This window comes from Rhizocola hellebori, assembly GCF_016862955.1.
In the GTDB taxonomy this organism is placed as follows: Bacteria; Actinomycetota; Actinomycetes; order Mycobacteriales; family Micromonosporaceae; genus Rhizocola; species Rhizocola hellebori.
This window is the reverse complement of the sequence record NZ_BONY01000045.1, coordinates 14577-39780: the sequence shown is the minus strand read 5'-3', so window position 1 is coordinate 39780 and position 25204 is coordinate 14577. Positions and strand designations below refer to the sequence as shown.

Annotated in this window: 26 protein-coding genes; 7 read left to right on the top strand and 19 right to left on the bottom strand. The window is 67.6% G+C overall.

The annotated features are described in order from the left end of the window. The first annotated feature begins 100 nt into the window (after nucleotides 1-100). Nucleotides 101-2134, top strand: a complete 2034-nt coding sequence (locus tag Rhe02_RS30755) for a carbohydrate-binding module family 20 domain-containing protein (RefSeq protein ID WP_203911907.1) — start codon at nucleotides 101-103, stop codon at nucleotides 2132-2134. A gap of 4 nt (nucleotides 2135-2138) precedes the next feature. Here the strand turns inward: Rhe02_RS30755 and Rhe02_RS30750 are convergent, their stop codons facing one another. Together Rhe02_RS30750 and Rhe02_RS30745 are read right to left on the bottom strand one after the other, a co-directional pair. Continuing rightward, a complete protein-coding gene (locus Rhe02_RS30750; RefSeq protein ID WP_203911906.1) occupies nucleotides 2139-4208 on the bottom strand; it encodes a HelD family protein in 2070 nt (689 codons plus the stop codon). Next, nucleotides 4201-4821, bottom strand: coding sequence for a DedA family protein (locus Rhe02_RS30745; RefSeq protein WP_239124154.1), 621 nt, complete (start codon nucleotides 4819-4821; stop codon nucleotides 4201-4203). The genes Rhe02_RS30750 and Rhe02_RS30745 overlap by 8 nt, the downstream gene beginning before the upstream one ends. Before the next feature lie 144 nt (nucleotides 4822-4965). Between Rhe02_RS30745 and Rhe02_RS30740 the strand changes: the two genes are divergently transcribed. Then, on the top strand, nucleotides 4966-5601 hold the full coding sequence (locus tag Rhe02_RS30740; RefSeq protein ID WP_203911905.1) for a carbonic anhydrase: 636 nt from the start codon (nucleotides 4966-4968) through the stop codon (nucleotides 5599-5601). 50 nt (nucleotides 5602-5651) lie between these two features. On the opposite strand, the gene Rhe02_RS30735 is transcribed toward Rhe02_RS30740, so the two are convergent. Next, nucleotides 5652-5981 (bottom strand): hypothetical protein, encoded by a 330-nt coding sequence (locus tag Rhe02_RS30735; protein WP_203911904.1) that lies wholly within the window; start codon nucleotides 5979-5981, stop codon nucleotides 5652-5654. A gap of 201 nt (nucleotides 5982-6182) precedes the next feature. On the opposite strand from Rhe02_RS30735, the gene Rhe02_RS30730 reads away from it, so the two are divergent. Together Rhe02_RS30730 and Rhe02_RS30725 are read left to right on the top strand one after the other, a co-directional pair. Then, nucleotides 6183-6674: a DUF3145 domain-containing protein gene (locus tag Rhe02_RS30730; RefSeq protein ID WP_203911903.1), complete on the top strand. Its 492-nt coding sequence runs from the start codon at nucleotides 6183-6185 to the stop codon at nucleotides 6672-6674. A 7-nt stretch (nucleotides 6675-6681) separates the two neighbouring features. Continuing rightward, complete coding sequence (locus Rhe02_RS30725; protein WP_203911902.1) at nucleotides 6682-8079, top strand: MFS transporter; 1398 nt, start codon at nucleotides 6682-6684, stop codon at nucleotides 8077-8079. A 49-nt stretch (nucleotides 8080-8128) separates the two neighbouring features. Here the strand turns inward: Rhe02_RS30725 and Rhe02_RS30720 are convergent, their stop codons facing one another. The 10 genes from Rhe02_RS30720 to Rhe02_RS30675 all read right to left on the bottom strand — a co-directional run bounded on the left by Rhe02_RS30720 (nucleotide 8129) and on the right by Rhe02_RS30675 (nucleotide 17445). Beyond that, on the bottom strand, nucleotides 8129-8920 hold the full coding sequence (locus Rhe02_RS30720) for an aldo/keto reductase (protein WP_239124153.1): 792 nt from the start codon (nucleotides 8918-8920) through the stop codon (nucleotides 8129-8131). A gap of 16 nt (nucleotides 8921-8936) precedes the next feature. Further along, nucleotides 8937-9563, bottom strand: a complete 627-nt coding sequence (locus Rhe02_RS30715) for an HAD family hydrolase (protein ID WP_203911901.1) — start codon at nucleotides 9561-9563, stop codon at nucleotides 8937-8939. Nucleotides 9564-9696: 133 nt separating this feature from the next. Then, nucleotides 9697-11109, bottom strand: coding sequence for an acyl-CoA carboxylase subunit beta (locus Rhe02_RS30710; protein WP_203911900.1), 1413 nt, complete (start codon nucleotides 11107-11109; stop codon nucleotides 9697-9699). 15 nt (nucleotides 11110-11124) lie between these two features. Beyond that, the gene (fabF, locus tag Rhe02_RS30705) at nucleotides 11125-12351 is read right to left on the bottom strand and encodes a beta-ketoacyl-ACP synthase II (RefSeq protein ID WP_203911899.1); all 1227 of its coding nucleotides are present in this window, start codon (nucleotides 12349-12351) and stop codon (nucleotides 11125-11127) included. A gap of 10 nt (nucleotides 12352-12361) precedes the next feature. Beyond that, complete coding sequence (locus Rhe02_RS30700; RefSeq protein WP_203911898.1) at nucleotides 12362-12601, bottom strand: acyl carrier protein; 240 nt, start codon at nucleotides 12599-12601, stop codon at nucleotides 12362-12364. A 45-nt stretch (nucleotides 12602-12646) separates the two neighbouring features. Beyond that, entirely contained in the window at nucleotides 12647-13591 is a 945-nt protein-coding gene (locus Rhe02_RS30695; protein WP_203911897.1) for a beta-ketoacyl-ACP synthase III, read from the bottom strand. Then, the gene (locus tag Rhe02_RS30690) at nucleotides 13588-14757 is read right to left on the bottom strand and encodes an acyltransferase domain-containing protein (protein WP_203911896.1); all 1170 of its coding nucleotides are present in this window, start codon (nucleotides 14755-14757) and stop codon (nucleotides 13588-13590) included. Before Rhe02_RS30690 ends, Rhe02_RS30695 begins: the two co-directional genes overlap by 4 nt. Before the next feature lie 78 nt (nucleotides 14758-14835). Continuing rightward, nucleotides 14836-16038: a PucR family transcriptional regulator gene (locus Rhe02_RS30685; RefSeq protein ID WP_203911895.1), complete on the bottom strand. Its 1203-nt coding sequence runs from the start codon at nucleotides 16036-16038 to the stop codon at nucleotides 14836-14838. Between the two features lie 9 nt (nucleotides 16039-16047). Continuing rightward, nucleotides 16048-16764, bottom strand: coding sequence for an LppM family (lipo)protein (locus Rhe02_RS30680; protein ID WP_203911894.1), 717 nt, complete (start codon nucleotides 16762-16764; stop codon nucleotides 16048-16050). Between the two features lie 42 nt (nucleotides 16765-16806). Beyond that, on the bottom strand, nucleotides 16807-17445 hold the full coding sequence (locus Rhe02_RS30675; protein ID WP_203911893.1) for a hypothetical protein: 639 nt from the start codon (nucleotides 17443-17445) through the stop codon (nucleotides 16807-16809). Nucleotides 17446-17576: 131 nt separating this feature from the next. Between Rhe02_RS30675 and Rhe02_RS30670 the strand changes: the two genes are divergently transcribed. After that, the gene (locus tag Rhe02_RS30670) at nucleotides 17577-18128 is read left to right on the top strand and encodes a copper resistance CopC family protein (RefSeq protein ID WP_203911892.1); all 552 of its coding nucleotides are present in this window, start codon (nucleotides 17577-17579) and stop codon (nucleotides 18126-18128) included. Here the strand turns inward: Rhe02_RS30670 and gltX are convergent. Continuing rightward, on the bottom strand, nucleotides 18102-19463 hold the full coding sequence (gltX, locus tag Rhe02_RS30665; protein ID WP_203911891.1) for a glutamate--tRNA ligase: 1362 nt from the start codon (nucleotides 19461-19463) through the stop codon (nucleotides 18102-18104). The genes Rhe02_RS30670 and gltX overlap by 27 nt on opposite strands. 27 nt (nucleotides 19464-19490) lie before the next feature. Then, the gene (locus tag Rhe02_RS30660) at nucleotides 19491-21218 is read right to left on the bottom strand and encodes an ABC transporter ATP-binding protein (RefSeq protein WP_203911890.1); all 1728 of its coding nucleotides are present in this window, start codon (nucleotides 21216-21218) and stop codon (nucleotides 19491-19493) included. 23 nt (nucleotides 21219-21241) lie between these two features. Here Rhe02_RS30660 and Rhe02_RS30655 point away from each other — a divergent pair, with 23 nt between their 5' ends. Beyond that, nucleotides 21242-21889, top strand: a complete 648-nt coding sequence (locus Rhe02_RS30655; protein WP_203911889.1) for a ThuA domain-containing protein — start codon at nucleotides 21242-21244, stop codon at nucleotides 21887-21889. Between the two features lie 9 nt (nucleotides 21890-21898). Continuing rightward, nucleotides 21899-22594 carry a fibroblast growth factor gene (locus tag Rhe02_RS30650; RefSeq protein WP_203911888.1) on the top strand — a complete coding sequence of 232 codons (696 nt, stop codon included), beginning with the start codon at nucleotides 21899-21901 and terminating at the stop codon, nucleotides 22592-22594. Here the strand turns inward: Rhe02_RS30650 and Rhe02_RS30645 are convergent. The 4 genes from Rhe02_RS30645 to Rhe02_RS30630 all read right to left on the bottom strand — a co-directional run bounded on the left by Rhe02_RS30645 (nucleotide 22546) and on the right by Rhe02_RS30630 (nucleotide 25053). Beyond that, nucleotides 22546-23049 (bottom strand): hypothetical protein, encoded by a 504-nt coding sequence (locus Rhe02_RS30645; RefSeq protein ID WP_203911887.1) that lies wholly within the window; start codon nucleotides 23047-23049, stop codon nucleotides 22546-22548. The genes Rhe02_RS30650 and Rhe02_RS30645 overlap by 49 nt on opposite strands. A gap of 7 nt (nucleotides 23050-23056) precedes the next feature. Then, complete coding sequence (locus Rhe02_RS30640; RefSeq protein ID WP_203911886.1) at nucleotides 23057-23461, bottom strand: secondary thiamine-phosphate synthase enzyme YjbQ; 405 nt, start codon at nucleotides 23459-23461, stop codon at nucleotides 23057-23059. Between the two features lie 24 nt (nucleotides 23462-23485). After that, nucleotides 23486-24745 carry a M48 family metalloprotease gene (locus Rhe02_RS30635; protein WP_203911885.1) on the bottom strand — a complete coding sequence of 420 codons (1260 nt, stop codon included), beginning with the start codon at nucleotides 24743-24745 and terminating at the stop codon, nucleotides 23486-23488. Nucleotides 24746-24813: 68 nt separating this feature from the next. Next, complete coding sequence (locus tag Rhe02_RS30630; RefSeq protein WP_203911884.1) at nucleotides 24814-25053, bottom strand: DUF6289 family protein; 240 nt, start codon at nucleotides 25051-25053, stop codon at nucleotides 24814-24816. Nucleotides 25054-25204: the final 151 nt, after the last annotated feature.

Genomic DNA, 25204 nt, shown 5'->3' with positions numbered 1-25204 from the left:
ATCAAACGAAAGGAGCAGGTCAAACGGGCTTCACAGTGACGAAAAGCAACCGTAACCTCGGTGAAAACTCCGCAAGAAGTTTCGACTGAGGAGCCCGCCCATGTTCAGAATCCGTCCCCTTTATGCCGGCGCGGCATCACTCCTGCTTACAGCGGCACTCCTGACCGCGGTCGCGGTCAACTCGCCCGCGCTCGAAGAGGTCAAAGCCGACGCCAATCCCGGCGCACGCGACGTCATCGTCCATCTCTTCGAGTGGCCTTGGGCGTCGATCGCGTCCGAGTGCACAAGCGTGCTCGGGCCCAAGGGGTTCGGCGCGGTGCAGGTCTCCCCGCCCCAGGAGCACGTGGTGCTGCCCGGTCAGGGCTACCCGTGGTGGCAGGACTACCAGCCGGTCAGCTATCAGGTCGTGTCGCGCCGCGGCAACCGGGCCGCCTTCGCGAGCATGGTGCAGACCTGCCACACCGCGGGCGTGAAGATCTACGTCGACGCGGTCGTCAACCACATGGCGGGCGGCGCTTCCACCGGCACCGGCAGCAACGGCAGCACCTACTCGCACTACAGCTATCCGTCGGTGCCCTATGGCAACGACGACTTCCACCACTGCGGCCGCAACGGAAACGACGACATCGCCAGCTGGACCGACCGGTGGGAGGTGCAGAACTGCGAGCTGGTCGACCTGAGTGACCTGAAGACCGAGTCGAGCTACGTGCGCGGCAAGCTCACCGCCTACCTCAACGACCTCATTTCGCTGGGTGTGGACGGGTTCCGCATTGACGCCGCGAAACACACCCCGGTCGCCGATCTGCAATCTGTCCTAAGTGGACTTAACGGGACGCCTTACATCTTCACCGAGGTCATCGAGGGTGGGCCGGGCGAGATCAGCCCGACCGAGTACACGGGAATAAGCGATGTCACCGAATTCCGGTACGGGGACAAGGTGGGCAACGCGTTCCGCGACGCCAACCTGTCGGGCCTCAACGACTTCAGCGGCATGCTGCTGGGCAGTGGCGACGCGGTCAATTTCATCGACAACCATGACACCCAGCGCAACGGGCGGGCCCGCCTGACCTACAAGGACGGCCAGACCCACGCGCTCGCCCAAGCGTTCAGCCTCGCCTATCCCTATGGCGTCCCGCAGCTGATGAGCAGCTTCAGCTTCACCAACAACGAGGCCGGCCCGCCCGCCGCCGCCAACGGAACCACGAACGCGGTCACCTGTGGCTCCGGCTGGGAATGCGAACACCGGCGCACGATCGTGGCGAACCTGGTCGGGTTCCACAACAGAGTCAACGGCACCAACGTGAACAACTGGACCTCGCCGCAGAGCAACCGGATCTCCTTCGGCCGCGGCAACGCCGGGCATGTCGCATTCAACCGGTCCACCACCGCGTGGACGGGCACCTTCAGCACCCAGCTGCCCAACGGGTCCTACTGCAACGTGGCCGCCACCGGCTGCACCACCATCACCGTCAGCGGGGGACAGTTCACCGCAACGGTTCCCGCCAACGGGATGATCGCGCTCCAAAATGGAACCACCGGCTCGCCATCACCCACGCCCACGGGCGGCTGCACGAACACCGCGGTCACCTTCAACCTCAACGAAAGCGCCTACATCGTCGGCTCGATCCCAGCCCTGGGTAACTGGAACACCGCGGCCGCCATCCCGGTACCGGGCACCATCAACATTCCGTTCAACACCTCGTTCCAATACAAGTACATCCGCAAGGACGCCGCCGGGAACGTCACCTGGGAGTACGACCCGAACCGAAGCCACAGCACGACAACGGCTTGCACGGCGACCTACAACGAAACCTGGAACGGACCGGGCGGCTCCTGCTCGAGCATCGCGGTCACCTTCGAAGTCAACGCCACCACGGTCTTGGGCCAGAACGTGTTCGTCACCGGAAGCATCGCCGCGCTGTCGACCTGGAACACCGGCTCGGCGATCGCGCTTTCCTCGGCGGCCTATCCGATCTGGCGCGGCACCGTGAACATCGCGCCGTCGACCTCGTTCGAATACAAGTTCATCAAGAAGGACGGCAGCGGCAACGTCACCTGGGAGAGTGGCGCCAACCGCAGCTACAGCACGCCTTCCAGCCCGTGCGCGGTGACCGTCAGCTCCACCTGGAAGTAGCGCGTCAGCGCCAGTCGGTGGTGGCGACCGTGGTCAGGCGTTGCGTGGCGCGAGACAGTGCCACGTACAGGGTTCGGGCACTGTCGACGAGCCCCGGCTCGATAAGAGCCACCGCGTCGTACTCCATACCCTTGGCCGCCAACGCGGTCACCACCCCGACCCGGTCGTCGGCCTTGAGCCACGACCGGACCCGGTCGCGGAAGGCGGCGTCGGGCGCGATGACGCCGACCGTCCCCTCGACCTCGCCGAGCAGTTTCTCGACGGCCTCGCGCACGACCTGGGCGAGGCCGTCGCCGCCCGTCCTGAGGTGAACGGGGGCGATCCCGGTGGACCGGACAGCGACCGGCAGCGGCAGGTCGGGGGAGACCTTGCGGATCACCTCTGCGGCCACCTCGAAGATCTCGGCCGAGTTGCGGTAGTTCGTGGTCAGCTGGTGGTGGTGCCTGGTCCGGCGGCCGATCGCCTCGTCGCGGGCGCGGCCCGGTTCCTGGGCGTCGCCGATCCAGGCCGACTGGGCCGGGTCGCCGACTATGGTCCAGCTCGCCGCGTGCCCGCGGCGGCCGATCATCCGCCACTGCATCGGGGTGACGTCCTGCGACTCGTCCACGACCACGTGGGCGTAGTCGCGATAGTCGGCCTCGCGCTGGACCCTGTCCCGCCGCCCGCCCATCACCCCGAGCGTTTGGGCCTGCCGCGTCTTGCGCTTCGGCTTGGGCTGCGTGCCGATCAGATCCGCAAGCTCATCCAGCAGGGGAACGTCATCGATGCTCGGCTCGGCCCTGACCGCACGGCTCAGCTGCCGCTGCTCCTCATTGCTCAGCAAGCCATCGGCGTAGCGGTGCAACTTGCGCGGGTCGGCCAGCCAGGAGAGCACCTCCTGCGGGGTGACCAACGGCCACCAGTTGCGCAAGAACGCCCGGAAGTCCTCGTGGTCGCTCAGATCGTCGTCGAAGCGGCTCTGCTCGATGTGCATGCGTTCCTTGACGCTTGCCCAGAGCGCGTCCAGCACCTCGCCGAACGCCTTGCCGCGCACCTCATTGCGCCGTGCCCCCCGCCCGACCCGCCGGCGGATCTCCTCCACCTGGCGGCGCGACAGCACCAGCCACTCTCCCCGGTACCGCATCCGCAGCCCATCCGGATTGGACGGTGGCGCGTCCTCGGCCGCCCGGCGCAACACCTTGCGCATCCGCAACGAGCCCTTGACCGCCCTGACCTGAGCGGTCTCCTCGCGGGTGGCGTTCACCCCAGGGACCAGCTGGCCGAGCGAGCGCAGCGTGGCCGACTCCTCGCCAAGCGCGGGCAGCACGGTCTCGATGTACTGCACGAAGACCGGTGACGGCCCCACGATGAGCACGCCGCCACCGGCGAACCGGCTGCGGTCGGTGTAGAGCAGGTAGGCGGCACGGTGCAGCGCCACGGCCGTCTTGCCCGTCCCCGGCCCGCCCTCGACCACGGTCACGCCGCTGGCGGGGGAGCGGATAGCCAGATCCTGCTCGTGCTGAATGGTGGCCACGATGTCGCGCATCCCGGTGCCCTTGGCCCGGCTCAGCGCGGCCATCAGCGCGCCGTCGCCGACCACGCGCAGATCCGCCGCGGCCGCGTTCGGGTCGAGCAGATCGTCATCCAGCGAGGTGACCCGCTCGCCGAACGAAGTGATCATCCGTCGCCGGATCACGCCGAGCGGCTGCGCGGCGGTGGCACGGTAGAAGGCGGCCGCGGCCGGGGCCCGCCAGTCGATGAGCAACGGCTCGCCGTCCTCGGCCCGCACCCCGAGCCGGCCGATGTAGCGGCGCGCCACACTCTCCTCGTCGCGCAGATCGGTCTCGGGATGCATGTCGAGGCGGCCGAAGACCAGCCCCTCGTGCTCGGCGTCGAAGACGTGCCGCCGCTTGGCCGCGTGGAAGACCATCGCATCGCGCTCCACCAGGGAGCCGAAGTTGCCGACCTTGGCCAGCTGATAGCCATCGACCTCGGCCTGCTGGGCATCGGCCCGCAGCCTGGCCAGGCGCGTGTAGACCCGGTCTACATGCTTTTGTTCCAGGGCAATTTCGTCGTGCAAGGTTGTGTCAGTCATGGGCAGTGCTCAGAGCCTTTTTCGCGCGATGTTTGAACCACAGCGTGGTGGCGATACCCGCGACCACGGCGAGCCCAAGCGCGGCCCAGGAGAAGCGGGAGAGCCAGCGTTCCGCGGCCTCTCCGATCCAGTAGATGACCCACACCGTTCCGAACGCCCAGACCAGCCCGCCGGATGCGTTGGCGATCAGGAACTTGCGGTAGGGCACCTTCAGCGCCCCCGCCATCGGTCCGGCCAGGATTCGCAGGAGTGCGATAAATCGTCCAAAGAAGACAGCCCAGGTGCCCCAGCGCGCGAACATTCCCTCGGCCCGGATGAGCTGTTCCTCGCCCAGGTGCTTGGGGAAGCGCCGGCCGAGCCGTTCCAGCATCTGCCGGCCGCCGCGCTTGCCGAAGGCGTACCCGATCGAATCGCCGATGATGGCGCCCGCTGAGGCCGCGATGGCCACGCCCCACGGCGAGCCGATGCCCTTGACCGAAAGCAGGGTGGCGCTGACCAAGGTGATCTCGCCCGGAAGCGGGATGCCCATGCTCTCCAGCCCGATGATCAGGCCCACGATCAGGTAGATGACCATCGGCGGGAAGGCTTCCAGCCAGGCCGTTACCGCTTCCACCGATGACCCCTTCCTGCGCCACGCTGGACCTGCCCGCGAAAAGATACCTGACTCGGGGCTTCTGAGCCCTCTCGTGCGTGACACTTACGACATTTGTTAGCCGTTCGCTTCCCGGAAACTAGGCGAAACAGCGACAGTATTCTCGTGACGTTTCACGCTGACACGGTTCCAGCGCGATCGCAGACGGGTTCCCGACCCGGCCCTGTCGAAGCGCTCGCCAACCTGCTTGCCGGCAATCGTCGCTTCGTCGCCGGCCGCCCGCGATATGGACACCATGTCGCCAATGCGGCAGCGAGCTCGCGCGCCCAGCAGCCCTACGCCGTCGTGGTTGGCTGCATCGATTCGCGAGTGCCTCTAGAAGCGGTCTTCGATCAGAATTTCGGGTCGATCTGCGTGGTCCGGGCCGGCGGCCACGTGCTAGATCGAAGCATCGTCGGGTCCATCGAGTTCGCGGTCGGTGAGCTCGATGTGTCGCTGGTGATGGTGCTTGGCCACGAGCGCTGCGGGGCGATCGCGTCCACCATCGAAGCCATGCGCTCCGGAGATATTCCGAGCGGGTCGCTTGGCTACCTGGTTGAGCAGATCGAGCCGTCGGTCACCGCGGTCGGCATCCATGACCCCGACGTAGAGCACAAGGCGCTGCGCCAGCATGTCGCCCGCACGGTCGAGTCGCTGCGCAAGGTCGACCGGCTGGCCGAGGCCGACCGGGTGGGCCGTGCACACGTCGTCGGCGCGGTCTACGACCTCGACACCGGACAGGTGACGATCCTCAACCCATAAGACATAAGGCCCGCCTGTCCGGGCGGGCCTTATCAATGTCTGTCGGGGCGTCAGCCCTCGAACACGCCGGCTTCGACGAGACGCTTCTCGGTGGCGTCCCAACCCTGGCCCGGGTGGGCGGTGTTGAGCGCGACCAGCTCGGCGCGGATCTTCGTGGCGTGACCGGCGGCGGCCAGCACCCGGATCTCCTCGACGAACGCGTCGGAGGAGGTGCTCAGGTGGACCGTCTTGCCGTTGGTCAGGTTACGGACATAGGCGTGCTTGCCGCTGTTGAGCGGGATGACGTACTTGTACTCGCCAAGCACGCTGAGCGCGCCGTCCTTGCCTGCTTGTCCAGCTCGGACTGACGCGCGCGCGGTCTTTGAAGTGTTGGTCGCCACGAGCTGCTCCTTGGGAAAACGCTGAAGGCTGATTGCCGGAAAAACTCTACACGACCCCGTACACGGGGAAAAAGTTCGGTCTCGTTCTTGGCGAGTCACTGGCGTCACATCGCCGCAGCAGTCATCATGGGCTGACAACTTGACACCCGATCAGCCAGGTCGTAGGGGAAGACGTGCCTGTCCTGCCGGGAGGTCATTTAAGTGCCGACGCGTGGCGTTGTATACGTCCACTCGAGCCCGCTCGCTTTGTGTCAACACATCGAGTGGGCTATGTCTCGTGCGCTCGCGATCCCGGTGAGTTTGCCGTGGACGGTCCAGCCGGTCGAGCCAAGCGCGCGTCGCGCCGAGTGCGGATGGTCCGGAAGACCGGGCACTGCGGCACAAATCGCCCACGAGCTTCGCCAGTGGTCGATGGTCCGCTTCGAGGTGACCGAGGAGCCGAGCGCCGGCGTCGACGGGGAGCGTTTCATGCACGTCCCGTCGCGCGGCCTGTTCCGCGCCACCACCGGTGCCGCGGGCGACATCCAGATCGGTGAGGACAGGCTGCGCACCCTCATCGCGTCGGCCCGCACCCCGGAGGCGCTCGCTTTCGCGCTCGACGCGGCGATGGGCACCGAATGGGACCAGGAGCTTGAGCCGTACCGCTACGCCGCCGAAGGAGCGCCGGTAACCCTGTTGACCCGCGCAGGATGATGCCTGGGTGACCACTCGGCGGCTCGCTCGTAGTCTCTACGCGCTCCGCATCACCGACGAGTTCATCCCCTGGTTTCCCCTTTACGCGCTCTACATGATCGACTCTGGGGTCTCCGCGGGCGAGCTGGCCTCGCTGTTCGTCATCTGGTCGGTCACCGCCTTCACCGTCGAGATCCCTTCCGGCGCTTGGGCTGACGCGTTCTCCCGGCGCAAACTCGTGGCCCTGGGCGCGGCCATCCGTGGCGTGGGCTTCCTGATCTGGACGATCTGGCCCAGCTATTGGGGTTTCGCCCTCGGCTTCGTGCTGTGGGGCATCCGCAGCGCCATGAAATCCGGCGCCGTCGAGGCCCTCGTCTATGACGAGCTGGCCGCCATCGGCCAGACCGACGCCTACCTGCGCATCGTGGGCCGCGGCCAGACCCTGGCCATTGCCGCCATGATGCTGGCGACGGCTCTCGGCGCACCAATCTTTTCCTTTGGCGGGTACGGGTTGGCAGGCTGGCTGAGCGTCGCGGTGTCCCTGGCCGGGGTGGCCGCCGCGCTGTCGTTCCCGGAAACCCCACGGGTCAAGGCCACCGCCACCGGCGGCGTGACCGAATACCTTCACCAGCTACGCGCCGGGCTGCACGAGGCCCGTTTCCACCCCATCGTCCGGCACGTGCTCATCCTCGCCATCGCGATGGCCGGGCTCACCGCCTTCGACGAGTTCCTTCCCTTGCTGCTCAAGGAACTCGGCGCGGCCACGGCCCTGGTGCCCCTGCTGCTCCTGATCCCCGCCGTCGCCATGGCGGCCGCCGCCACAGTCACGTCTCGCTTGGCCACCATCTCACCCGCCACCGCCGGCCGGCTCCTGCTCGCCGCGGCCGCCCTGCTCGCCATCGGCCCCTTGACCGGTCACCCTGTCCTGGCCATGCTCCTGGTGGCCGGCAGCTTCGGCGCCACCCAGATCGTGCGCCTGGTCTCCGAATCCCGCCTACAGCAAGCCATCGCCACCACCGCCCGCGCCACCGTCCTATCCGTAGCCGGCCTCGGCGCCGAGCTGCTCGCGGTCACCGTCTACTTCGGATACGGCCTAGGCTCAACCCATCTACCCGCCACCACCCTGATCGCCCTATTCGCCCTGCCCCTAACCTGCGTAGCCCTCCTCGCCCGCCGCTGGCTCCCCACCCCCCCACCCCACCAACCTCCCGGCCTCCCGCCCCACCGACCCGGTTCGTGGTGGTTGCGCGCCGTGAACTCCCGTGCGGCGACGAAGGCCCGGCGGCTGCGCCGCCGACCAGCGGGTGGGGTGTTGGCAACAACACCCCACCTGCTCGTGGGACCTCCCTGCCGCCGACTCTCGCTGCGGCTGCGCCGCTTTCGCCACCTGCCCCTTTCCGGAACCGCCTGGATCTCGCGCCGCTGAAGGCGCGGTTCACCCCCAGCCTGGGCGGACCCGTGAATCAGGTTGCTGGTTAGTGGGTGTGGCCGAGGGCGTCGATTTGGGTCATCTGCTCGGTGGTGAGGGTGAAGCCGAATATGTCGGCGTTCACGCGGATGCGGTGCGGCGTCACCGATTTCGGGATCGCCACAATCTCGTGCTGGATGTGCCAGCGCAGCACTACCTGTGCCGCCGTCACGCCGTGTGCTTCGGCTATGCCGGTGAGGGTGGGGTCGTTCAGATTTGTTGTCTTGAATGGGCTGTAGCCCTCCAGCACGATGCCGCGCTTGCGGTGCTGCTGGTGAACGGCGGGGTCGTGCAGCGCTGGGCTCCACCTGATCTGGTTGACCTCGGGACGCTGTCCGGTTTCCTTGTCGAGCTCGTCCATTTGGGCGGCGGAATAGTTGCTCACGCCGATCGCCTTGGTCAGGCCTGCGTCGCGGGCGGCGATGAACTCGCGCCACACCGAGACGGAGCGGCGGCCCGCGGGTGGCCAGTGGATGAGCCACAGGTCGATCGCGTCGACGCCTAGCCCGTGCAGGCTTGCGCGGAGGGTGGAGCTTTCGTGGCCCGCTCGGTCGGGTGGCAGTTTGGTCGTGATGAAGACCTCCGACCGGGGCACGCCGCTGTCGCGCAGCGCCCGGCCCACCTCGGCCTCGTTGGCGTACATGGTGGCGGTGTCGATGTGGCGGTAGCCCGCTTGTAGCGCGGCGACGACCGCGTCGTAGCAGCTGCTACCGCGCGCCTGCCAGGTGCCGAAGCCCAGCAGTGGCATCTCGCTGCCACCGGCCAGGGTGACCGCAGGCTGCCCGTCGATAGAAGTCATGATCTTCTCCTCCGCGTCATGCGCCATCATCAAGTGGAACGCTACCCGCAGACGAGCGGGCAAACGCCGAGGGAACTCGGACGTAAGCCATTCCAGCGGCGATGGCGGCCTGGACGCCCAGGTCGGTGTCCTCGAAGACCAGGCAGTGGCGCGGCGCGACATTGAGGCGCTCGGCGGCGAGCAGGAAGCACTCTGGATCTGGCTTGCTTCTACTGTAATCACCTGCGCAGACCATCACCTTGAACTTGTCAAGCAGGCCAAGCTGGCCGAGCGAAGCCGTGACCGAGTCACGCACGCCGCCGGAGACTACGGCGAAGGGGATGCGGCCGAAGGCATCGTCGATGTGGAGGAGAACCTCGGGCACGGCGGTGAGCTGGGGCAGAAGCTGGCGGAAGAGGGCATCTCTGCGTTCGTCCACGGTGTCGATGGGCATGGCCAGGCCGTGGCGCTCATTGAGCGAAGCGATGATGTCGGTTGCCGGCCGCCCGCCCCAGGCGTAGAAGAGGTCCTCGGGAAATTCGCAGCCCCACTCGTGGAGGGCTTGTTTCCAAGCGACGTAGTGCAGGGGCATGGAGTCGACGATGGTGCCGTCACAGTCGAAGAGATAGGCGTGGAAGTCACCCGGAGGCAGCGGCAAGGTCACCAGCGCAGGTTACGCGAACGCGAAACCAAGCACGGACATGGCGTTGCCTCCGCCCAGGAGTTCACCCGGCGGCCCGCCAACCGCGGAAACGCCGCCCGGCGGAAACCAGGCGGCGCAACGGGAAATTGGCGTGTTACAGCGGGATGTTGCCGTGAGCACCGCGCGCCGCGGGGGCGTTGGCCAGGGCTTCGGCTATGCGCTTGCGGGTCTCGGTGGGCTTGATGATGTCGTCGACCACGCCGATCTCCAGGGCGCGCTGGACGCCGCCGGCCTCGTGCAGCTGCTGCTCGATGAGGTTGGCGCGCAACGCTTCCCGCTCCTCGGCGGGGGAGGCCGCGAGCTTCTTGCGGTGCAGGATGTTCACGGCCGCGCTGGCGCCCATGACCGCGATCTCGGCATTGGGCCAGGCGAAAACGGCTGTGGCGCCGAGGGAACGCGAGTTCATGGCGATGTAGGCGCCACCGTAGGCCTTGCGGGTCACCAGGGTTACCCGCGGCACGACGGCTTCGGCGAAGGCGTGCAGGAGCTTGGCCCCGCGGCGCACCACGCCGTCCCATTCCTGGCCGAGGCCGGGCAGGTAGCCGGGGACATCGACGAGCACGATCAGCGGGACGCCCAGGGAGTCGCACATCCGCACGAAACGAGCGGCTTTCTCGGCGCTGGACGCGTCGAGGCAACCGCCGAGGCGCAGCGGATTGTTGGCGATGACACCGACCGTCCGCCCGGCGAAACGGCCGAGCGTGGTGACGATGTTCGGCGACCACTTGTTGTGCAGCTCCACACCCGGCTCGTCGAGCAGCGCTTTGACCACCGGCTTGACGTCGTAGGCGCGGGACGCCTCGGGCGGCATGGAGGCGGCGAGGTCGCGCTCCTCGGCCACGTCGGCGGGGGAGAGGCGGCCTTGCGCGCCAAGGAGTTTGGCGACCTTGCGCGCCTCTGCCAGGGCGGAGTCGTCGTCCTTGGTGGTGATGTGCACGACGCCGGAGCGGCGGCCGTGCGGCTCGGGACCACCGAGGCGTTCCATGTCCACCTGCTCGCCGGTGACGCTGCGGACCACCTCCGGCCCGGTCACGAAGATGCGTCCCTCGGCGCCCATGATGACGATGTCGGTCAGCGCTGGGCCGTAGGCGGCGCCACCGGCGGCGGGGCCGAGCACGACCGAGATCTGCGGCACCCGGCCGGACGCGCGAACCATGGCCGCGAAGACCTGACCCACCCCGTCGAGCGCGGTGACCCCCTCGGCAAGGCGCGCCCCGCCGGAGTGCCACAGCCCGATGACCGGAACCCTTTCCCGCACGGCGATGTCGATGGCATCGACGACATGTCTGCATCCCTCGATGCCCATCGCGCCACCCATTTTGGTGGCGTCAGTGGCGAAAGCGATGACCTTCGTGCCATCGATCTCGCCACGCGCACCGACCACCCCGGAGTCGTCCTGGCCGGTGAGGGTGCGCAGGGTGCCCTGGTCGAAGAGAGCGCGCAACCGCACCAATGGATCACGGTAGTCCACGGCGGTTTCGTCAACCGCCGCCGGGGTGATGGTCATCTATGTCTCCAAAAATCAGGCGCGCGAGAAAATCAACGCCACATTGTGGCCACCGAAGCCGAACGAGTTGTTCAGCGCAGCGGGGATCTGCATGTGGCGGGCCTTGAGCGCGGCGACATCGAGCGTCAGCGCGTCATCGGGGTCATCAAGGTTGATGGTCGGCGGAATGACACTGTCGCGAATGGACAGGATCGTTGCGATCGACTCCAGCGCACCGGCCGCGCCGAGCAGGTGCCCGGTCATCGACTTGGTGGCGGTGAGCACGGGGTGATCGCCAAGAACCCGCCTGACGCCGAGAATCTCAGCCATGTCGCCGACCGGGGTCGACGTGGCGTGCGCGTTGACGTGCATGACATCGACGGCCGCGATGCCCGAGTCGCGCAGCGCGGCGAGCATCGCCCTTCCGCCGCCTTCACTTTCGGGATGCGGCTGCACTATGTCGTACCCGTCGGAGGTCATGCCGGCGCCGGCAAGCCTGCCGTAAATCGTGGCGCCCCTTGCCAACGCGTGATCGGCGCGCTCGAGGATGACGATGCCGCCGCCCTCGCCGAGCACGAAGCCGTCACGACCCTTGTCCCAGGGACGGGAGGCCCGCTCGGGATCGTCGTTGCGCGTTGACATGGCGCGCATCGAGGCGAAGCCGGCGATCGGCAGCGGATGGATGACCGCCTCCACGCCACCGGCGATGACCACGTCCGCGCGGCCTGCGCGGATCATGTCCAGGCCCCACGCGATCGCCTCCGCGCCGGTCGCGCAGGCGCTGGTCGGCGCGTGCACACCGGCCTTTGCGCCGTATTCCAGCCCGACAAAGGCGGCCGGGCCGTTGGGCATGAGCATCGGGACCGTGTGCGGGCTCACCTTGCGCGGACCCGAGGCTTCGAGGATGTCGTCCTGGGCGAGCAGGGTTTGCGCCCCGCCGATGCCCGAGCCGACCACGACCCCGAGACGTTCTTTGTCCAGGCCCGCATCGGCGAGGCCGGAGTCGGCCCACGCCTCGGCCGCGGCGATGAGCGCGCAGGCCTCGGACCGGTCGAGTTTGCGCAGTCTGATCCGGTCCAGCACCTCGCTTGGCTCGACAGCGAGCTGGGCGGCGATGCGAACCGGGAGCTGCGCGGCCCACTCCTGGGTCAGCTTGCTGACCCCGGAGCGTCCGGCCAGCATCGCTTCCCAGGTGGAGGCGACATCTCCGCCGAGCGGGGTGGTCGCTCCGAGCCCTGTTATGACGACGTCAGGCTTTGTCACGATGGTTTCCTCAGGCCTGCTTGAGCACGAAATCGGCGGCGTCGCCGACGGTCTTGAGGTTCTGCACCTCGTCGTCCGGGATCTTCACGCCGAACTTCTCTTCCGCCGCAACGACGACCTCGACCATGGAGAGCGAGTCGACGTCGAGGTCTTCGGTGAAGGACTTCTCCTCCGTGACGTCGTCCGGGTTCACGCCGGCGACCTCTTCGAGGATTTCGGCAAGGCCAGCGACGATCTCGTCCTTGGTCATTTCTTTCCCTTTCGATGGTGTCTTTACTAGAGAGTTACTACAGAACTACGGGCAGCGAACAACCTGGCCTGCATAGGTCAGGCCACCGCCGAAGCCGACGAGGAGGACCGGCGTACCGGACTTGACCTCGCCCCGCTCGATCATTTTGGACAGCGCGAGCGGGATGCTCGCCGCCGAGGTGTTGCCCGACTCGACAATGTCGCGGGCCACCACATCCGGATTTACACCGATCTTGCGTGCGACCGGCTCGATGATGCGCAGGTTGGCCTGATGCGGCACGAAACCGCCCAGGTCAGCGGGTAGGACACCGGCCTTTTCACAGGCCGCGAGGGCGATGCCGGGCACCGTGGTGGTGGCCCAGCGGAACACCTTCTGTCCTTCTTGGACGATGTAAGGCCGCCAGCCGTTGATGGCGATCGCCTCGCTCGGCTCCGAGCCCCAGACGACGGGGCCGATGCCGGGCTCCTCGTCGCCGGTGGTCAAGGTGATTACGGCGGCGCCCGCGCCGTCACCGAAGATCACGGCGGTGGACCGGTCGGTCCAATCGGTGATCTCCGACAGCTTCTCCACGCCGATGACGATGGCGTTGCGCGCGGCGCCGGCACGGATCGCGTGATCGGCGTTGGCGAGCGCGTACGAGAAGCCGGAGCAGGCGGTGTTGAGGTCGAAGGCGGCCGGCGACGCGATGCCCAGCTTCGCGGCCACCTTGCACGCGGTGTTGGGGCTGCGGTCAGCGTTGGAACAGGTCGCCACAATGATCAGGTCGATGTCGGCCGCGGTCAGACCGGAGGCGGCCAAGGCCTTCTCGGCGGCGAACCCGGCCATGTCGGCGACGGTCTCGCCATCGGCGATGCGCCGCTCCTTGATGCCGACGCGAGACTGGATCCACTCGTCGTTGGTGTCGACCATCTGAGCCAGGTCGTCGTTGGTCAGCACCCGCGACGGCTGGTAATGGCCGAACGAAAGGATTTTGGACCCCGTTGCTGTCATGAAAGCTCTCCGATGCGCGCGAGCGGTTGGCCCGGGGCGACCGGGTCGTCGTGGTGGGCCAGCCATTCGATGAGGTGACCGGGCTGGTGGGCGGTCACGTCAACGTTGCCCTGGCGGGTGACCACGCGGCCGATGCTTTCACCGGCCTTGATGGGCGAGCCCTCTTCGAGGCCTGCGGTGGGCTCGAAGGTGCCGCCGACAGTGGCGACCACGACGCGGAAATGGAGCGACGGCTCGTTGGTGTGAGCCGCGCGGTGCCGGCCGATCAGATCACGAGCGGCGGCCAGGTCGTCGGGTGTGTTCAGCGTAACGATCTCGGGGGCCTGTTCGCCCTTGAGTTCACGTTTGATCAGGCCGGCCAGGGTGCCGGCCGGGGGAAGCTCGATGATGGCGGTGATGCCGAGGTCGGCGAGGCTGCGCATGCACAGGTCCCAGCGCACCGGCGCGGTGACCTGCTTGACCAGCCGCGAGAGCATCTCGGGGCCGTCGTGCACGGCGACGCCGTCGGCGTTGGAAAGCAGCATCCTGGCGGGGTGGGCGGCGTTGATGCCGCCGGCCACGGCGGCCAGGGCCTGCTCGGCCGGGGCCATGTAGGGCGTGTGGAAGGCGCCGGCCACCTGCAGCGTGATGATGCGGGTGCGGGCCGGCGGCTCGGCGGCGAACTTCTCCAGCCCGTCCTTCGCCCCGGCGGCCACGATCTGGCCGGCCCCGTTGCGGTTGGCCGGGTAGAGGCCGTGTTTCTCAAGCGCTGCAAGGATTTCGGCCTCTTCTCCGCCGAGTACGGCGGCCATGCCGGTCGGTTCCAGAGCGCACGCCGCGGCCATCTCCCTTCCGCGCACCCCAGCCAGGGTGATCGCGGATTCGGGGCTCAGCACCCCGGCCAAGGCGGCCGCGCCCAGCTCGCCGACGCTGTGCCCGGCGACCACCGAAACGTCGGCGATCGGCAGGTGATCGGCGGCCAGCAGAGCGGCGGCGATCAGCAGCGGCTGGGTCTTGGCGGTGTCTTTGATCTCCTCCGCGTCGGCTTGGGTGCCGAGGTGGAGCAGATCGACCCCGGCGAGCGCGGACCACCAGCGAAGGCGGGCCTCGGCGCCGTCAAGAGCGAGCCACGGGGTGAGAAAGCCGGGCTTTTGGGCACCCTGGCCAGGCGAGAGAACTGCGAGCACCTACTAACCCTGAGGGATCACGGCCGACAGTGCCGTTGATGGCGCTCACCAAATCCTCCTACAACTGTTGTAGGGGGTCTACAAAGAGCTCGTGGCTCCGGGCTCTAAACGCCCTAGTGCAAGCGCGATTCTTAGCGTGAACGCGTCGCGTGGCAAGAGCGGCGCGAAGCCGGTGACCTCCGCCACTCGTCGCAATCGATAACGCACGGTGTTGGGATGGACAAACAGCGCGCGAGCGGTCGCCTCCAGCGCTCCACCGTTGGCGAGGAAGGCGTCCAGCGTCTCCAGCAGCTCCCCGCTCGCCCTGACCAGAGCGCCGTAGGCGGCATGGCGCAGGATCCGCCGCGCCTCACCGTCGCCCGACAGCGCTCTTTCCGGCAATAGGTCATCGGCGGGTACCGGCCGGGGCGCCGACGGCCAAGCGGCCGCCGCCCGGAATCCAGCCATCGCCGAGCGCGCCGATTCGGTCGCCGACTCCAAAGTCGGTACAGAGGGGCCTACCACGACCGGGCCGGGTCCAAAGGTGCTCAACAGCGCGGTGGCCGCGTCGGTGGCATCTTTGGCACCACCGATCACCACCACGAGCCTGTCCCCGTGTACGCCGCCCAGCACCTCGAACTTGGCGCGCCGCGCCGCGCGGGCCACCGCGTGCAGCACCGCCCCGGCCTCGCCACCGGGGGACTTGCCCACCACGACGGCCACCGGCGGGGCGTCTGTCCAGCCGAGCGCGGCGGCACGGCTGGCGAGCACGTCAGCTGAGTCGCCGCGCAGCAGGGCGTCGACCAGAAGCGCCTGCAGCCGGGCGTCCCAGGCCCCGCGTGACTCGGCGGCGCGGGCGTAGACGCGGGCCGCGGCGAAGGCGACCTCACGCGAGTAGCGCAGCACCGCCTCGCGCAGCAGGGCCTCCTCGCCCGGCGCGGCCAGGAAGGAGACCTGCGCCTCGACCACATCGATGGTCACCTGGATCAGCGCCACCGTCTGCTGCAAGCTGATGCTTCGGGCCAGCGCACGCGGGGCGGCGTCGAAGACCTCGTCGGAGACGGCCTGCGGCCCGCCGCTGAGGCCACCGCCCTGGCGCAGCCATTCCACCAGCGACTGCACCCCGGCCTGGGCCACCAGCATGACCCAGGCTCGCTGGTCGGCAGGAAGATCGCGGAACCAGACCAGCGTCTCGTCCATTCGCGACACGCTTGCCGTGGCGAGTGCGCCGGCCGATCGCTCGATCTGCCGCAGCGTCGCGGCGAGGGGCTCCTCGCCCGTTTCGCCGGCGACTTTGGTCATGGTCACAGCCTAGTCAACATGCTGCACAGCGGGTGCCGGCATGGGCGGCGCGACCGGCTTGGGCCGGCGGTTGACACGGATGACAAGGACGACGATGCCGATGATGATGAGGATCCCGAAGATGGCGGCGACCCCGCCGACCAGCAGCCAGGGGAAGCCCACCGGCTCCTCGGAAACCGCCTTGAACTGGTGCTTGCTGCTGAGCTTGACCCGCCAGCTCACGGTGTTGCCGCTGAGGGTGGCGAGGTTGTCGCGCTCGATGACGCGGCCGGGGAAGGTGATGGAGATCCTGAATTCGGCGGCGTTGAGCAGGTCGTAGAACTGCAGCGTCGGGCCGAGATCCATGGTGGCGGTGTCGCCGTTCATGGTGAACGTGTAGAGGCCGCCGCTGTGGACGATCTGCGGGCCCGAGCCGTCCTTGCGGCTGAACTCGGCCAGCGGCACGCGGTCGAAGATGAATCGCCGGCCCAGGTACTTGCTGTCCTCGTAGACCTCGGTGCGCTGGCTCGGCGGGATAGCGCCGATCTGGGCGACGGCGTCGTTGACGATCTGCGCCGGGGCCTTGCCGGACTTGTCCTGCTCGAGCACCGCCTTTTCGATGCCGAAGATCAGCGAGCCGCTGACCATGTCGTCGTCGCTTATGGCGACAGCCATCTCTACCTTGATGCAGCCGGTCAGCGCGAAGGCCGCGAGAATCAGCGCAAGGCAAGCCTTAAGGGGACGCATGCGCGTCAGTATGGCCTAGCGGGCTGCGCGGCGTAAGCGGGCTCAGACCTGCCGGCGCAGCACATAGGCCAAGGCGAATACGCCCGCGGCCACGACGATGATGACGGCGATATTGAGACCCATGAAGTTACGCCAGTCGCCGAGCATGCGGCCGATGTCGGGCGCGTCGGTCGGGGGCGCGGCGCCGCCGCCTCCGCCGCCCAGATCGGCCGGAAGCCCTTGCAGGGGAACGCCTACGGCCTGCAGCGCGCCGGGCATGGAAATGCGGCCGTAGAACCAGGCCTCGCCGACCTGACGTTTGTCGGGCTGCTCCGCCGGGCGGTAGGCGCGTGGACCGCCGGTCGCCAGCGGGTAGAGGTCGTATTGCTCGGTCGCCTTGCCGTCGGTGGAGAGCACCACGGTGAACTTCGGGCCCAGCTTCTCCGGCGGCAGCGTCGCGGCCGTGCCGGCCTGGGTGGCGAACAGGGTGAGCTCGCTGCGCAGGGCGTCCTGACGGGCCGGATCGCGTTGCGAGCTGACGGTGATCGGGTTGGCCAGACTCGTCCCGGTGATCTGTATTGTCTTGACCGGCGGGGCCGGACTCGGCGTTGGTGCCGGCGCGCCGAATGCGGCGGCGGGCAGGAAAACCAGCCCCACCGCGGCGACGAACGGCCCGGCGAGGGTGAGCAGCCGACCTGGCATGAGTGGCCCCACTCTTTTGATATTCCCCGTAAGTTTCCTCATAGACGCCCAGCAGGGCAATGGGGTTGCGCCAAACACAGTCGGATTTCGTCAGCGCGGCCGGGAACTTATCGGCCGGGTACCGTCGACCAATGCTCATGAAGCGTCTGACCTTGATATTCGCCGCGATGGCCGGCCTGGTGCTGACCGTGGCGAGCCCGGCGTTAGCCCATAACACTTTGGTGAAGGCCGAGCCGGCCAAGGATCAGGTCATGACCGCGGCCCCCGCTGAGGTCAAGTTGCAGTTCCTGTCGACGCTCAAGCCAGCTACCAAGTTGACGGTTACCGGCCCGGACGGGGCGAGCGCGATCGGTGCGGTGAAGGTGGAAGGCAAATTCATTTCCGCGCCATTCACCGCGACCGTGAGCGGGCTCTACACCGTCGGCTATGAGCTGGTCTCCGACGACGGCCACCCGGTGAAGACCAGCTACACCTTTACTCTGCAGCTGCCCCCGCCGCCGCAGCCGACCGCCGAGCCGGTTCGCGTGACAGAGCCGCCGGCGGCGAGCAGCCAGGCGGTCGCCGCGCCGGAGAAGAAGAGCAACGACACGCCATGGCTGCCCTGGATCGGCGGCGCGGCGGTGGCCGGACTGTTGGTGGGTGGCCTGATTACCGTGCTACGCAACAGACGCGAGCGCGCGTAGCCGCTGCAGGGTGCGCTCGCGGCCGAGCACCTCCAGCGACTCGAAGAGCGGCAACCCCACGGCGCGCCCGGTCACCGCGACGCGTACCGGGGCCTGTGCCTTGCCCAGCTTGAGACCGTGCGTTTCGCCCACCGCGACGAGCGTGTCCTTGAGCGTGTTGGCGTCCCAAGTGGACAGCGCCTCGAAGGCCTCGATGACCGCGGGCAGGATGGCCGCGTCCTTGGCCGCCTTCTGCCAGGCCGCGTCGTCGAGCTGCGGGCGATCGACGAAGAGGAAGTCAATGTTGGGCACGATCTCCGACAGCAGCGCGATGCGGGTCTGCGCCAGCTCCGCGACCTGGGCGAACACGGCCCGGTCGAAGTTGGGGATGGTGGAGGTCCAGGGCTCACACGCGTCGATGAACTCCGACAGCGGAAGCGCGCGGATGTACTCGCCGTTGAAGGCGCGCAGCTTCTTCTCGTCGAAGAACGCCGGAGACGAATTCACGTTCTCCAGGCGGAACTCCTCTTCGATGACCGACCACGGCACGATCTCCCGATCGCCCGAGGGCGCCCAGCCGAGCAGCATCAGGTAGTTGCGCATGGCGTCGGCGAGGTATCCCTCGTCGCGGAAGGACTCCAGAGCCACCCGGTCACGGCGCTTGGAAAGCTTCTGCCGCTTCTCGTTGACCACCACCGGAACGTGCGCCCAGACCGGCGGGGTATGGCCGAGGGCCTCCCACAGCAGCTGCTGCTTGGGCGTGTTCGGCAGGTGCTCCTCGGCGCGGATCACGTGGGTGATGCCCATGGTGATGTCGTCGGAGACATTGGCCAGCAGGAACACCGGCGAGCCGTCGCCGCGGGCGATGACGAAATCCTCGATGAGCTTGTTCTCGAATGTCGGCTCGCCGCGGATGAGATCGACCACCTTGGTCACGCCCTCGTCGGGCGTGCGGAACCGAAGCGCGCCAGAGGTGAGGCCCCGGTCGCGGCAGTGGCCGTCATAGCCGGAGTGCTTGTTGCCGGTGCGCTCGACCACGTCGTCTCGGGTGCAGTCGCAGTGGTAGGCCTTCTTCGCGTCGACCAGCAGCTGGATCGCCTTGGCCTGCTCGGCGGCGTAGGACGACTGGAACAGCGGGCCCTCGTAAGAGCCACGGCTGATGCCTATCCACTCCAGCGCCGACAGGATCCCTTCGGTCCACTCCGGACGGTTGCGAGCCGTGTCGGTGTCCTCGATGCGAAGCACGAAGACGCCGCCCTGCTGCTTGGCGAAGATCCAGTTCTGGAGGGCCGATCGGGCCCCGCCGACGTGGAACATTCCTGTCGGAGAAGGTGCGAAGCGTACGCGAACAGTCACGGGTCAAGCCTATCGTCTAGCGCCACCCTATTCCGCGGCGGCGACGAGCAGCTGGTGCGTCGCGAGTTCCCTATACAGCTCGCTGCTGGAAAGCAGCTCCTCGTGACGGCCGGAGGCGACCACCCGGCCGCGGTCGAGCACGACTATCTGATCGGAGTCCACGACCGTGGAGAGCCTGTGCGCCACGATGAGCACCGTCCGGTCGCGGGCCACGGTGTCGATCGCGGCCCGCAGGGCGGCCTCGTTGCGCGCGTCGAGGTTGCTCGTCGGCTCGTCCAGCAGCAGGATCTGCGGCGAGGCGAGCAGGGTCCGGGCGATCGCCAGGCGCTGCCGCTCCCCGCCGGACAGCAGCACGCCCCCCTCGCCGACCTGGGCGTCCAGGCCGAGCGGGGTGCGCTCGACCAGCTCTTCGAGGTTGACCGCGCGCAGCACGCCGAGCATGGCCTGCTCGGTCGCGTCGGGGGTGGCCAGCAGCAGGTTCTCCCGCAGCGTCCCGGCCAGGACGGGGGATTCCTGCTCCACGTAGCCCAGCCGTGAACGCAGCTCGTCATGGGCGATGTCGCGCACATCGACGCCGCCGACCCGCACCGCGCCCGAGCCGACCTCATAGAAGCGTTCCATCAGAGAAAGGATCGTCGACTTGCCCGCGCCCGACGGCCCGACCAGCGCGGTGCGGGTGCCGGCCGGGACGGTGAAGGACACCTCCCGCAACACGGGCTCGGCCGAGCCGTAGCCGAAGGTGACCTTGTCAAAGGCGATGGCGCCGGAAGCCGGAGTGGCATCCGAAACGGAGGCGGCGGACTCCAGGGGCAGCACCATCACCTCCTCCATCCGTTGCAGCGCACCAAGTCCGGCCTGCAACTGGGTGTAAGCGTTGAGGGCCTGGCCTAGCGGCATCACCAGGAAGAAGATGAACAGGACGAAGGCCACAAGATCGCCGATCGTGATCGCCCCGCTGGCCACCCGGGCCCCGCCGACCCCGAGCACGAGCAGGAACGAGCCCTGTACCGCGATCGACATCACCGGTGACACGAAGGCCTCGAGCTTGGCGATGCGCACCCCGGCCCGAAACGCCTGAGCCGCGGACTCGTTGACAGCATTGGTTTCCCGCTCCTCGGCGCGCGAAGCGCGGATGGTACGGGCGGCGCTGAGGGCCCGCTCCACGGTCGAGGTCATCTCGCCGATGCGTTCCTGCGCCTGGCGGGAAAGCTTGCGAATGCGCCGGACGAAGACGAAACCGCCGGTCAACCCCAAGGTGAGCCCGATCAGGGTGACTCCGAACAGAACCGGGTCGAGCAGCAGCATCCCGACCGTGGCGCCGACCACCATGATCGCGCCGGTGACCGTCTCGAACAGGCCGGAGGTCACCACCGCGCGCAGCAGGGTGGTGTCCGCGCCGATGCGGGAAAGCAGATCGCCGGTGCGGCGGGAGTCGTACTCGGCGATCGGCAGGCGCAGCAGGTGCCCGGCGAGCCTGCGCCGAGCCGTGAGCACAAGCCCCTCGGCGGTGCGCTTGAGCGTGAAGCTGCGAAATCCGTCGAGGATGGCGACCGCGATGACGACAAAAACCAGGGCCATCACCTCGGTGGTGATGGTGGCGGAGGTGGTGATCCCGTCGATCACATTGCGGGTCAGCAGCGGCTGGGCAAGAGTGCCGGCGGCGCTGACGAGGGAGAGGATGGCCACCACCACCAGCGATCGGCGATGATCGCGAAGATATGGCCAGAGGGATCGCAGGCCCACCTGAGGATGCATGCCGACAAAGGTACTGTGGCCGCGTGCGAAGAGCGTTGATCGTCAGGGGCGGTGCCGACTTCCATCAACCGGTGCAGACCACCGACAGTTTCCTTCCTTTCCTGGAATCGTCGGGCTTCACCGTCGAAATCTCCGATTCGCTGGAGGTCTATGAAGACGTCGAGGCTCTATCCGGTACCCACCTGATCATTCAATGCTGGACCCGCGGAGAGCTGACGCCGCCGCAGCAAGCCGGACTGGAAACGGCAGTGCGTGGTGGGGTTGGGTTTGCCGGCTGGCACGGCGGCGTGGTGGCGGCCTTCGCCGACCGCAACTATCAGTGGATGACGGGAGGCTGGTTTGTGTGTCACCCAGACAACTTCGTCGACCACGAGCTGACCGTCGTCAAAGAACATCCGATTGTCGAGGGAATCACCACCGTGGCGCTGCACACCGAGCGCTATTGGGTGCTGACCGATCCGCTCAACGAGGTGCTGGCGACGATCACCATGCCGGCCGAGCCCGGAAAGCCTTGGCGTGAAGCGGTTACCCACCCGGCGGTGTGGACCAGGCAGTGGGGGGCGGGCCGGATTTTCGTCTCGACTGTGGGGCACCATCTGCCAGACCTTGATGTGCCAGAAATCCGCCTGCTGACCGAAAGGGGTCTGCTCTGGGCGGCTCGCGGCGACTAGCATTTCTGCATGGGCGTGTGGTGGTTCGGCCCTTCCTGCCCGGTGGCTCCCCGGGAACAGATGTGGATCGATGATTCGATGGGCTGGTTCGAATCCGAGTTCGGCGAGCCGCGCGCCATTGTGCTGCCCGCCCATTTCGCCGGGCTCACCAGTGCCCAGGAGGTGTTCGCGAAGGTCGCCGACTGTCTGGGCATCGACCCAGGCGGGGTCGACCTCGAGCTTTACGGCGAACGTCCTTTGCAGCACGATCGGGCGCGCGGGCACAGCGCGGCCGGTCACTATCGCACCCGCAAAGGCCGTCCGGTCATCGCCATCGAGACCGGGCAGCCGCTGAAGTCGCTTGTCTCCACGGTGGCGCACGAGCTTGGGCACGTCCTCCTGCTCGGCGACGGCCGCGTCTCGCACACCCGCCGTGATCACGAGCCGCTGACCGATCTGCTGACCGTCCACTTCGGACTTGGTATTTTCAGCGCCAACGCGGCCTTCGAGTTTTCCTCCCGTCAGTCCGGCTGGAGCTGGGAGCGGCTGGGCTACCTCACCGAGCCGATGTACGGCTACGCGCTGGCCCGTTACACCTGGCGGCTGGGTGAGCCCAAGCCCGGCTGGGCTGAGCACCTTGATCTCAACCCGCGCACATGCCTGCGCCAGGGCTTGCGCTACTTCAGGAACCAGACCTCGGCGTCGGCCAAAAATGCCTTAACCTGACCCTTTATTTGGGTACCGGCGATAGTCAGCGATCCCGAAGAGCATGGCATGACGACCGTCGACAGGCTGTGCGCGACCCCACCCAGGTCGAAGTCGTCGGTGGTGAAGAGCCTTCGGTCGGTCGGGTCGTGTATTTCCACTTCTATTCCACCCGCGCTGGCCGTCATCCCGGTCGCAAGATCGAGCTCTAGGCGCACCGGGGCCAGGGTGATCTCCGGCTCGGGCCACGGTAACCCTTGCACCTCAGGGAAATGCCGGGTGAACTCGCCCGCCAGCCACCGCCCCAGCTCCGTGTTGGTGGCCACCACCCGGGTTCGTTCGTTGTGCCAGCAAACGATGGCCCGCCCGCTCCCGCGCTCGGACCAGTCGGCGCGCCACACGCTGGCGAAGGCCAGGCGGCGCTCGCCGTCGGTGATTGTCAATCCAGGGTTGGCCCCCACAAACCGAATGTCCATCTGTTGTTCACCCGGCCAGAAACGAGAAGCGAACCTGGCGGGTTCGGTTGTCACCATTGGTGTCCACCAAGCAAATCGATTGCCAGGTGCCCAAGGCGATCCTCCCGTTGAGCACAGGCAGGCTCGCGTAAGGCGCCACAAACGCGGGCAGCACGTGGTCGCGTCCATGACCCCGGGAGCCGTGCCGGTGCTGCCAGCGGTCGTCGGTCGGCAGCACCTCATCGAGGGCCGCCAGCAGATCGTCATCGCTGCCCGCCCCGGTCTCGATGATCGCTATTCCGGCCGTGGCGTGCGGGACGAACACGTGCAACAGCCCATCGCCACGTCCTTTCACGAACGCAAACGCCCGCTCGGTCAGGTCGGTGACCGACGGCCTCGATCCGGTCTCGACGGTGATCACAGTGCTCTCCATGGGTACACCCTAGTTAAGGAGCCATCACCAGTCGTGGGCGAGCACCAGGGCATAACGCCTTTCGAAGCGCCGCAGCTCGGCATCGATGAGCAGCGCCTCGCTGTCGGTCAGGACGATTCGCGGATCCTGGTGTGGCGCAAGGGCTAGCATGCGGTGGCGCAGTCCGGTCGGTGGGTGGTGCCGAAACGGCGACGCTTCCTCGCGCACAGTGAGCTGGCGCAGCCGTGCCATCCGCTCCGCACGCTCCGCGCGGGCCTCTTCGACCGCCGTGCGCCAGCCGTCAAAGCCGTGGCCACCGCGCGCCCGGGAACCGATCACCGGTGGCAGTTCGTCATGGAAAAGGTCGAAGAGCGAGGCTGCCCTGCTTCCCGCCAGGCCAGCGGCGACCGAGTCGGCGTAATATTCGGCGCGCTGGCCCTGCCGCGCGGCGACCACCTGGATGGCGATGTCCGCCGTGCGCAGCAGGTGGGCGAGCGCCATCATGAAGGGGCGGCTGATGAGCTGTCCAAGGCGGGTGAGCCCGCCGATGACCGTGCCGTCGTCCCACCCGTTCCAGGCCGAATCGTCCGGGCGGACCAGGTCGGCCATGGACCCGAACATGGTGCAGGCAGGCATTGTCAGCAGGCCTCGCCGGACATCGCGGTTGATGAAGTGGGCCAGCTCGTGAGCTATCAGAAAGACGCGTTCCTGCGGGCGCGCCGCGATCCATAGCGGAACCCCGATCATCATCACTTTCCGGCGCCTGATCCCGACGACGGCGGCGGAAGCGTTCCATTGCGGCCCGACGAAGATGTGCTCCGGTGTCTTGGCGCCCACCGCTTCCGCGGCCCGGTCGAGGAAAGCGTGCAGCGCCGGTGCGTCTGCGCGGGTGATCTCGTCGTACAGTTCCCGGATCGGCTTGAGCCGGCCCAGCCTTGGCCGCAGCAGCCAGGCCACGGCGAGCAGGATCAGGCCCAACGCCTTCAGCGGCCACGCGCCGGCCACGACCAGGTAGACCGCCACCCCGATGACGGCCACCAGGACCGTCATCAACACCGCGGAGATGGCCAGAAGCACCAGCAGAGGCGACGTCATCCCGGGCCGTTTCAGCTCCTCGGCCGCGATCTCGTGGAACAGCCTCCGGTTGAGGTCGAAACCGATGGCTTCAGCCCAGCGATCGAAGCGCCGTCCGGTGAAATGGTCGAGGTTGTGCTCGCACCGCTCACACCACGGAACCCGGCCGTACTCGGCCACCAAGGCGATGTGGCAGGTTGGGCAGACGGCGGGGGCGGGCGCGAGGGTCACCGGGGCATGCTAAGCGCCAAGGCCTCCGCGCGGTGGCCCCGCGCTTCGGCCTTGGCTGTTTGGCTTGCTCAGCATGGGCTTTCGGTGAACGTGATGTAGCCGCTGCGGATGCCCCAGGTGGTGATGTCGCCGTCGCAGTCCTCATACTTGCCGCCGACGGCGGTGGTGTGGGCGGCGTTGCTGTACCAGGTCGTGTAGCAGTAGTGGTCGATCGTGCAGGCGCGGGCCTGGGCGGGCACGGCCGGCAGCACGGCGGTCACGGTGGCGCCGGCCGCCAGCGCGGCGGCGAGGAGGGCACGTCGGAGCATAGCGGTCTCCTTCTCATCGAGAGATTTACACCACTATATATTGCGACACGACAATGCTGGCTCCTGCTAAAGCAAGTCGCGGCAGCGCCGCCCGAAGGCCGGTCTCTTCCCTCGTGATCTTGAAGGCGAAGTGCGTGCCTTCAAGATCGCT

What these genes read in the sequence shown, in the direction of transcription:
- Rhe02_RS30680 (WP_203911894.1), bottom strand. Translation starts at nt 16,764, where the DNA reads ATGCGTCCCCTTAAGGCTTGCCTTGCGCTGATTCTCGCGGCCTTCGCG.
- Rhe02_RS30710 (WP_203911900.1), bottom strand. Translation starts at nt 11,109, where the DNA reads ATGACCATCACCCCGGCGGCGGTTGACGAAACCGCCGTGGACTACCGT.
- Rhe02_RS30660 (WP_203911890.1), bottom strand. Translation starts at nt 21,218, where the DNA reads ATGCATCCTCAGGTGGGCCTGCGATCCCTCTGGCCATATCTTCGCGAT.
- Rhe02_RS30675 (WP_203911893.1), bottom strand. Translation starts at nt 17,445, where the DNA reads ATGCCAGGTCGGCTGCTCACCCTCGCCGGGCCGTTCGTCGCCGCGGTG.
- Rhe02_RS30700 (WP_203911898.1), bottom strand. Translation starts at nt 12,601, where the DNA reads ATGACCAAGGACGAGATCGTCGCTGGCCTTGCCGAAATCCTCGAAGAG.
- Rhe02_RS30695 (WP_203911897.1), bottom strand. Translation starts at nt 13,591, where the DNA reads ATGACAGCAACGGGGTCCAAAATCCTTTCGTTCGGCCATTACCAGCCG.
- Rhe02_RS30750 (WP_203911906.1), bottom strand. Translation starts at nt 4,208, where the DNA reads ATGACTGACACAACCTTGCACGACGAAATTGCCCTGGAACAAAAGCAT.
- Rhe02_RS30640 (WP_203911886.1), bottom strand. Translation starts at nt 23,461, where the DNA reads ATGGAGAGCACTGTGATCACCGTCGAGACCGGATCGAGGCCGTCGGTC.
- Rhe02_RS30630 (WP_203911884.1), bottom strand. Translation starts at nt 25,053, where the DNA reads ATGCTCCGACGTGCCCTCCTCGCCGCCGCGCTGGCGGCCGGCGCCACC.
- Rhe02_RS30720 (WP_239124153.1), bottom strand. Translation starts at nt 8,920, where the DNA reads ATGACTTCTATCGACGGGCAGCCTGCGGTCACCCTGGCCGGTGGCAGC.
- Rhe02_RS30755 (WP_203911907.1), top strand. Translation starts at nt 101, where the DNA reads ATGTTCAGAATCCGTCCCCTTTATGCCGGCGCGGCATCACTCCTGCTT.
- Rhe02_RS30645 (WP_203911887.1), bottom strand. Translation starts at nt 23,049, where the DNA reads ATGGACATTCGGTTTGTGGGGGCCAACCCTGGATTGACAATCACCGAC.
- Rhe02_RS30685 (WP_203911895.1), bottom strand. Translation starts at nt 16,038, where the DNA reads ATGACCAAAGTCGCCGGCGAAACGGGCGAGGAGCCCCTCGCCGCGACG.
- Rhe02_RS30650 (WP_203911888.1), top strand. Translation starts at nt 21,899, where the DNA reads ATGGGCGTGTGGTGGTTCGGCCCTTCCTGCCCGGTGGCTCCCCGGGAA.
- Rhe02_RS30670 (WP_203911892.1), top strand. Translation starts at nt 17,577, where the DNA reads ATGCTCATGAAGCGTCTGACCTTGATATTCGCCGCGATGGCCGGCCTG.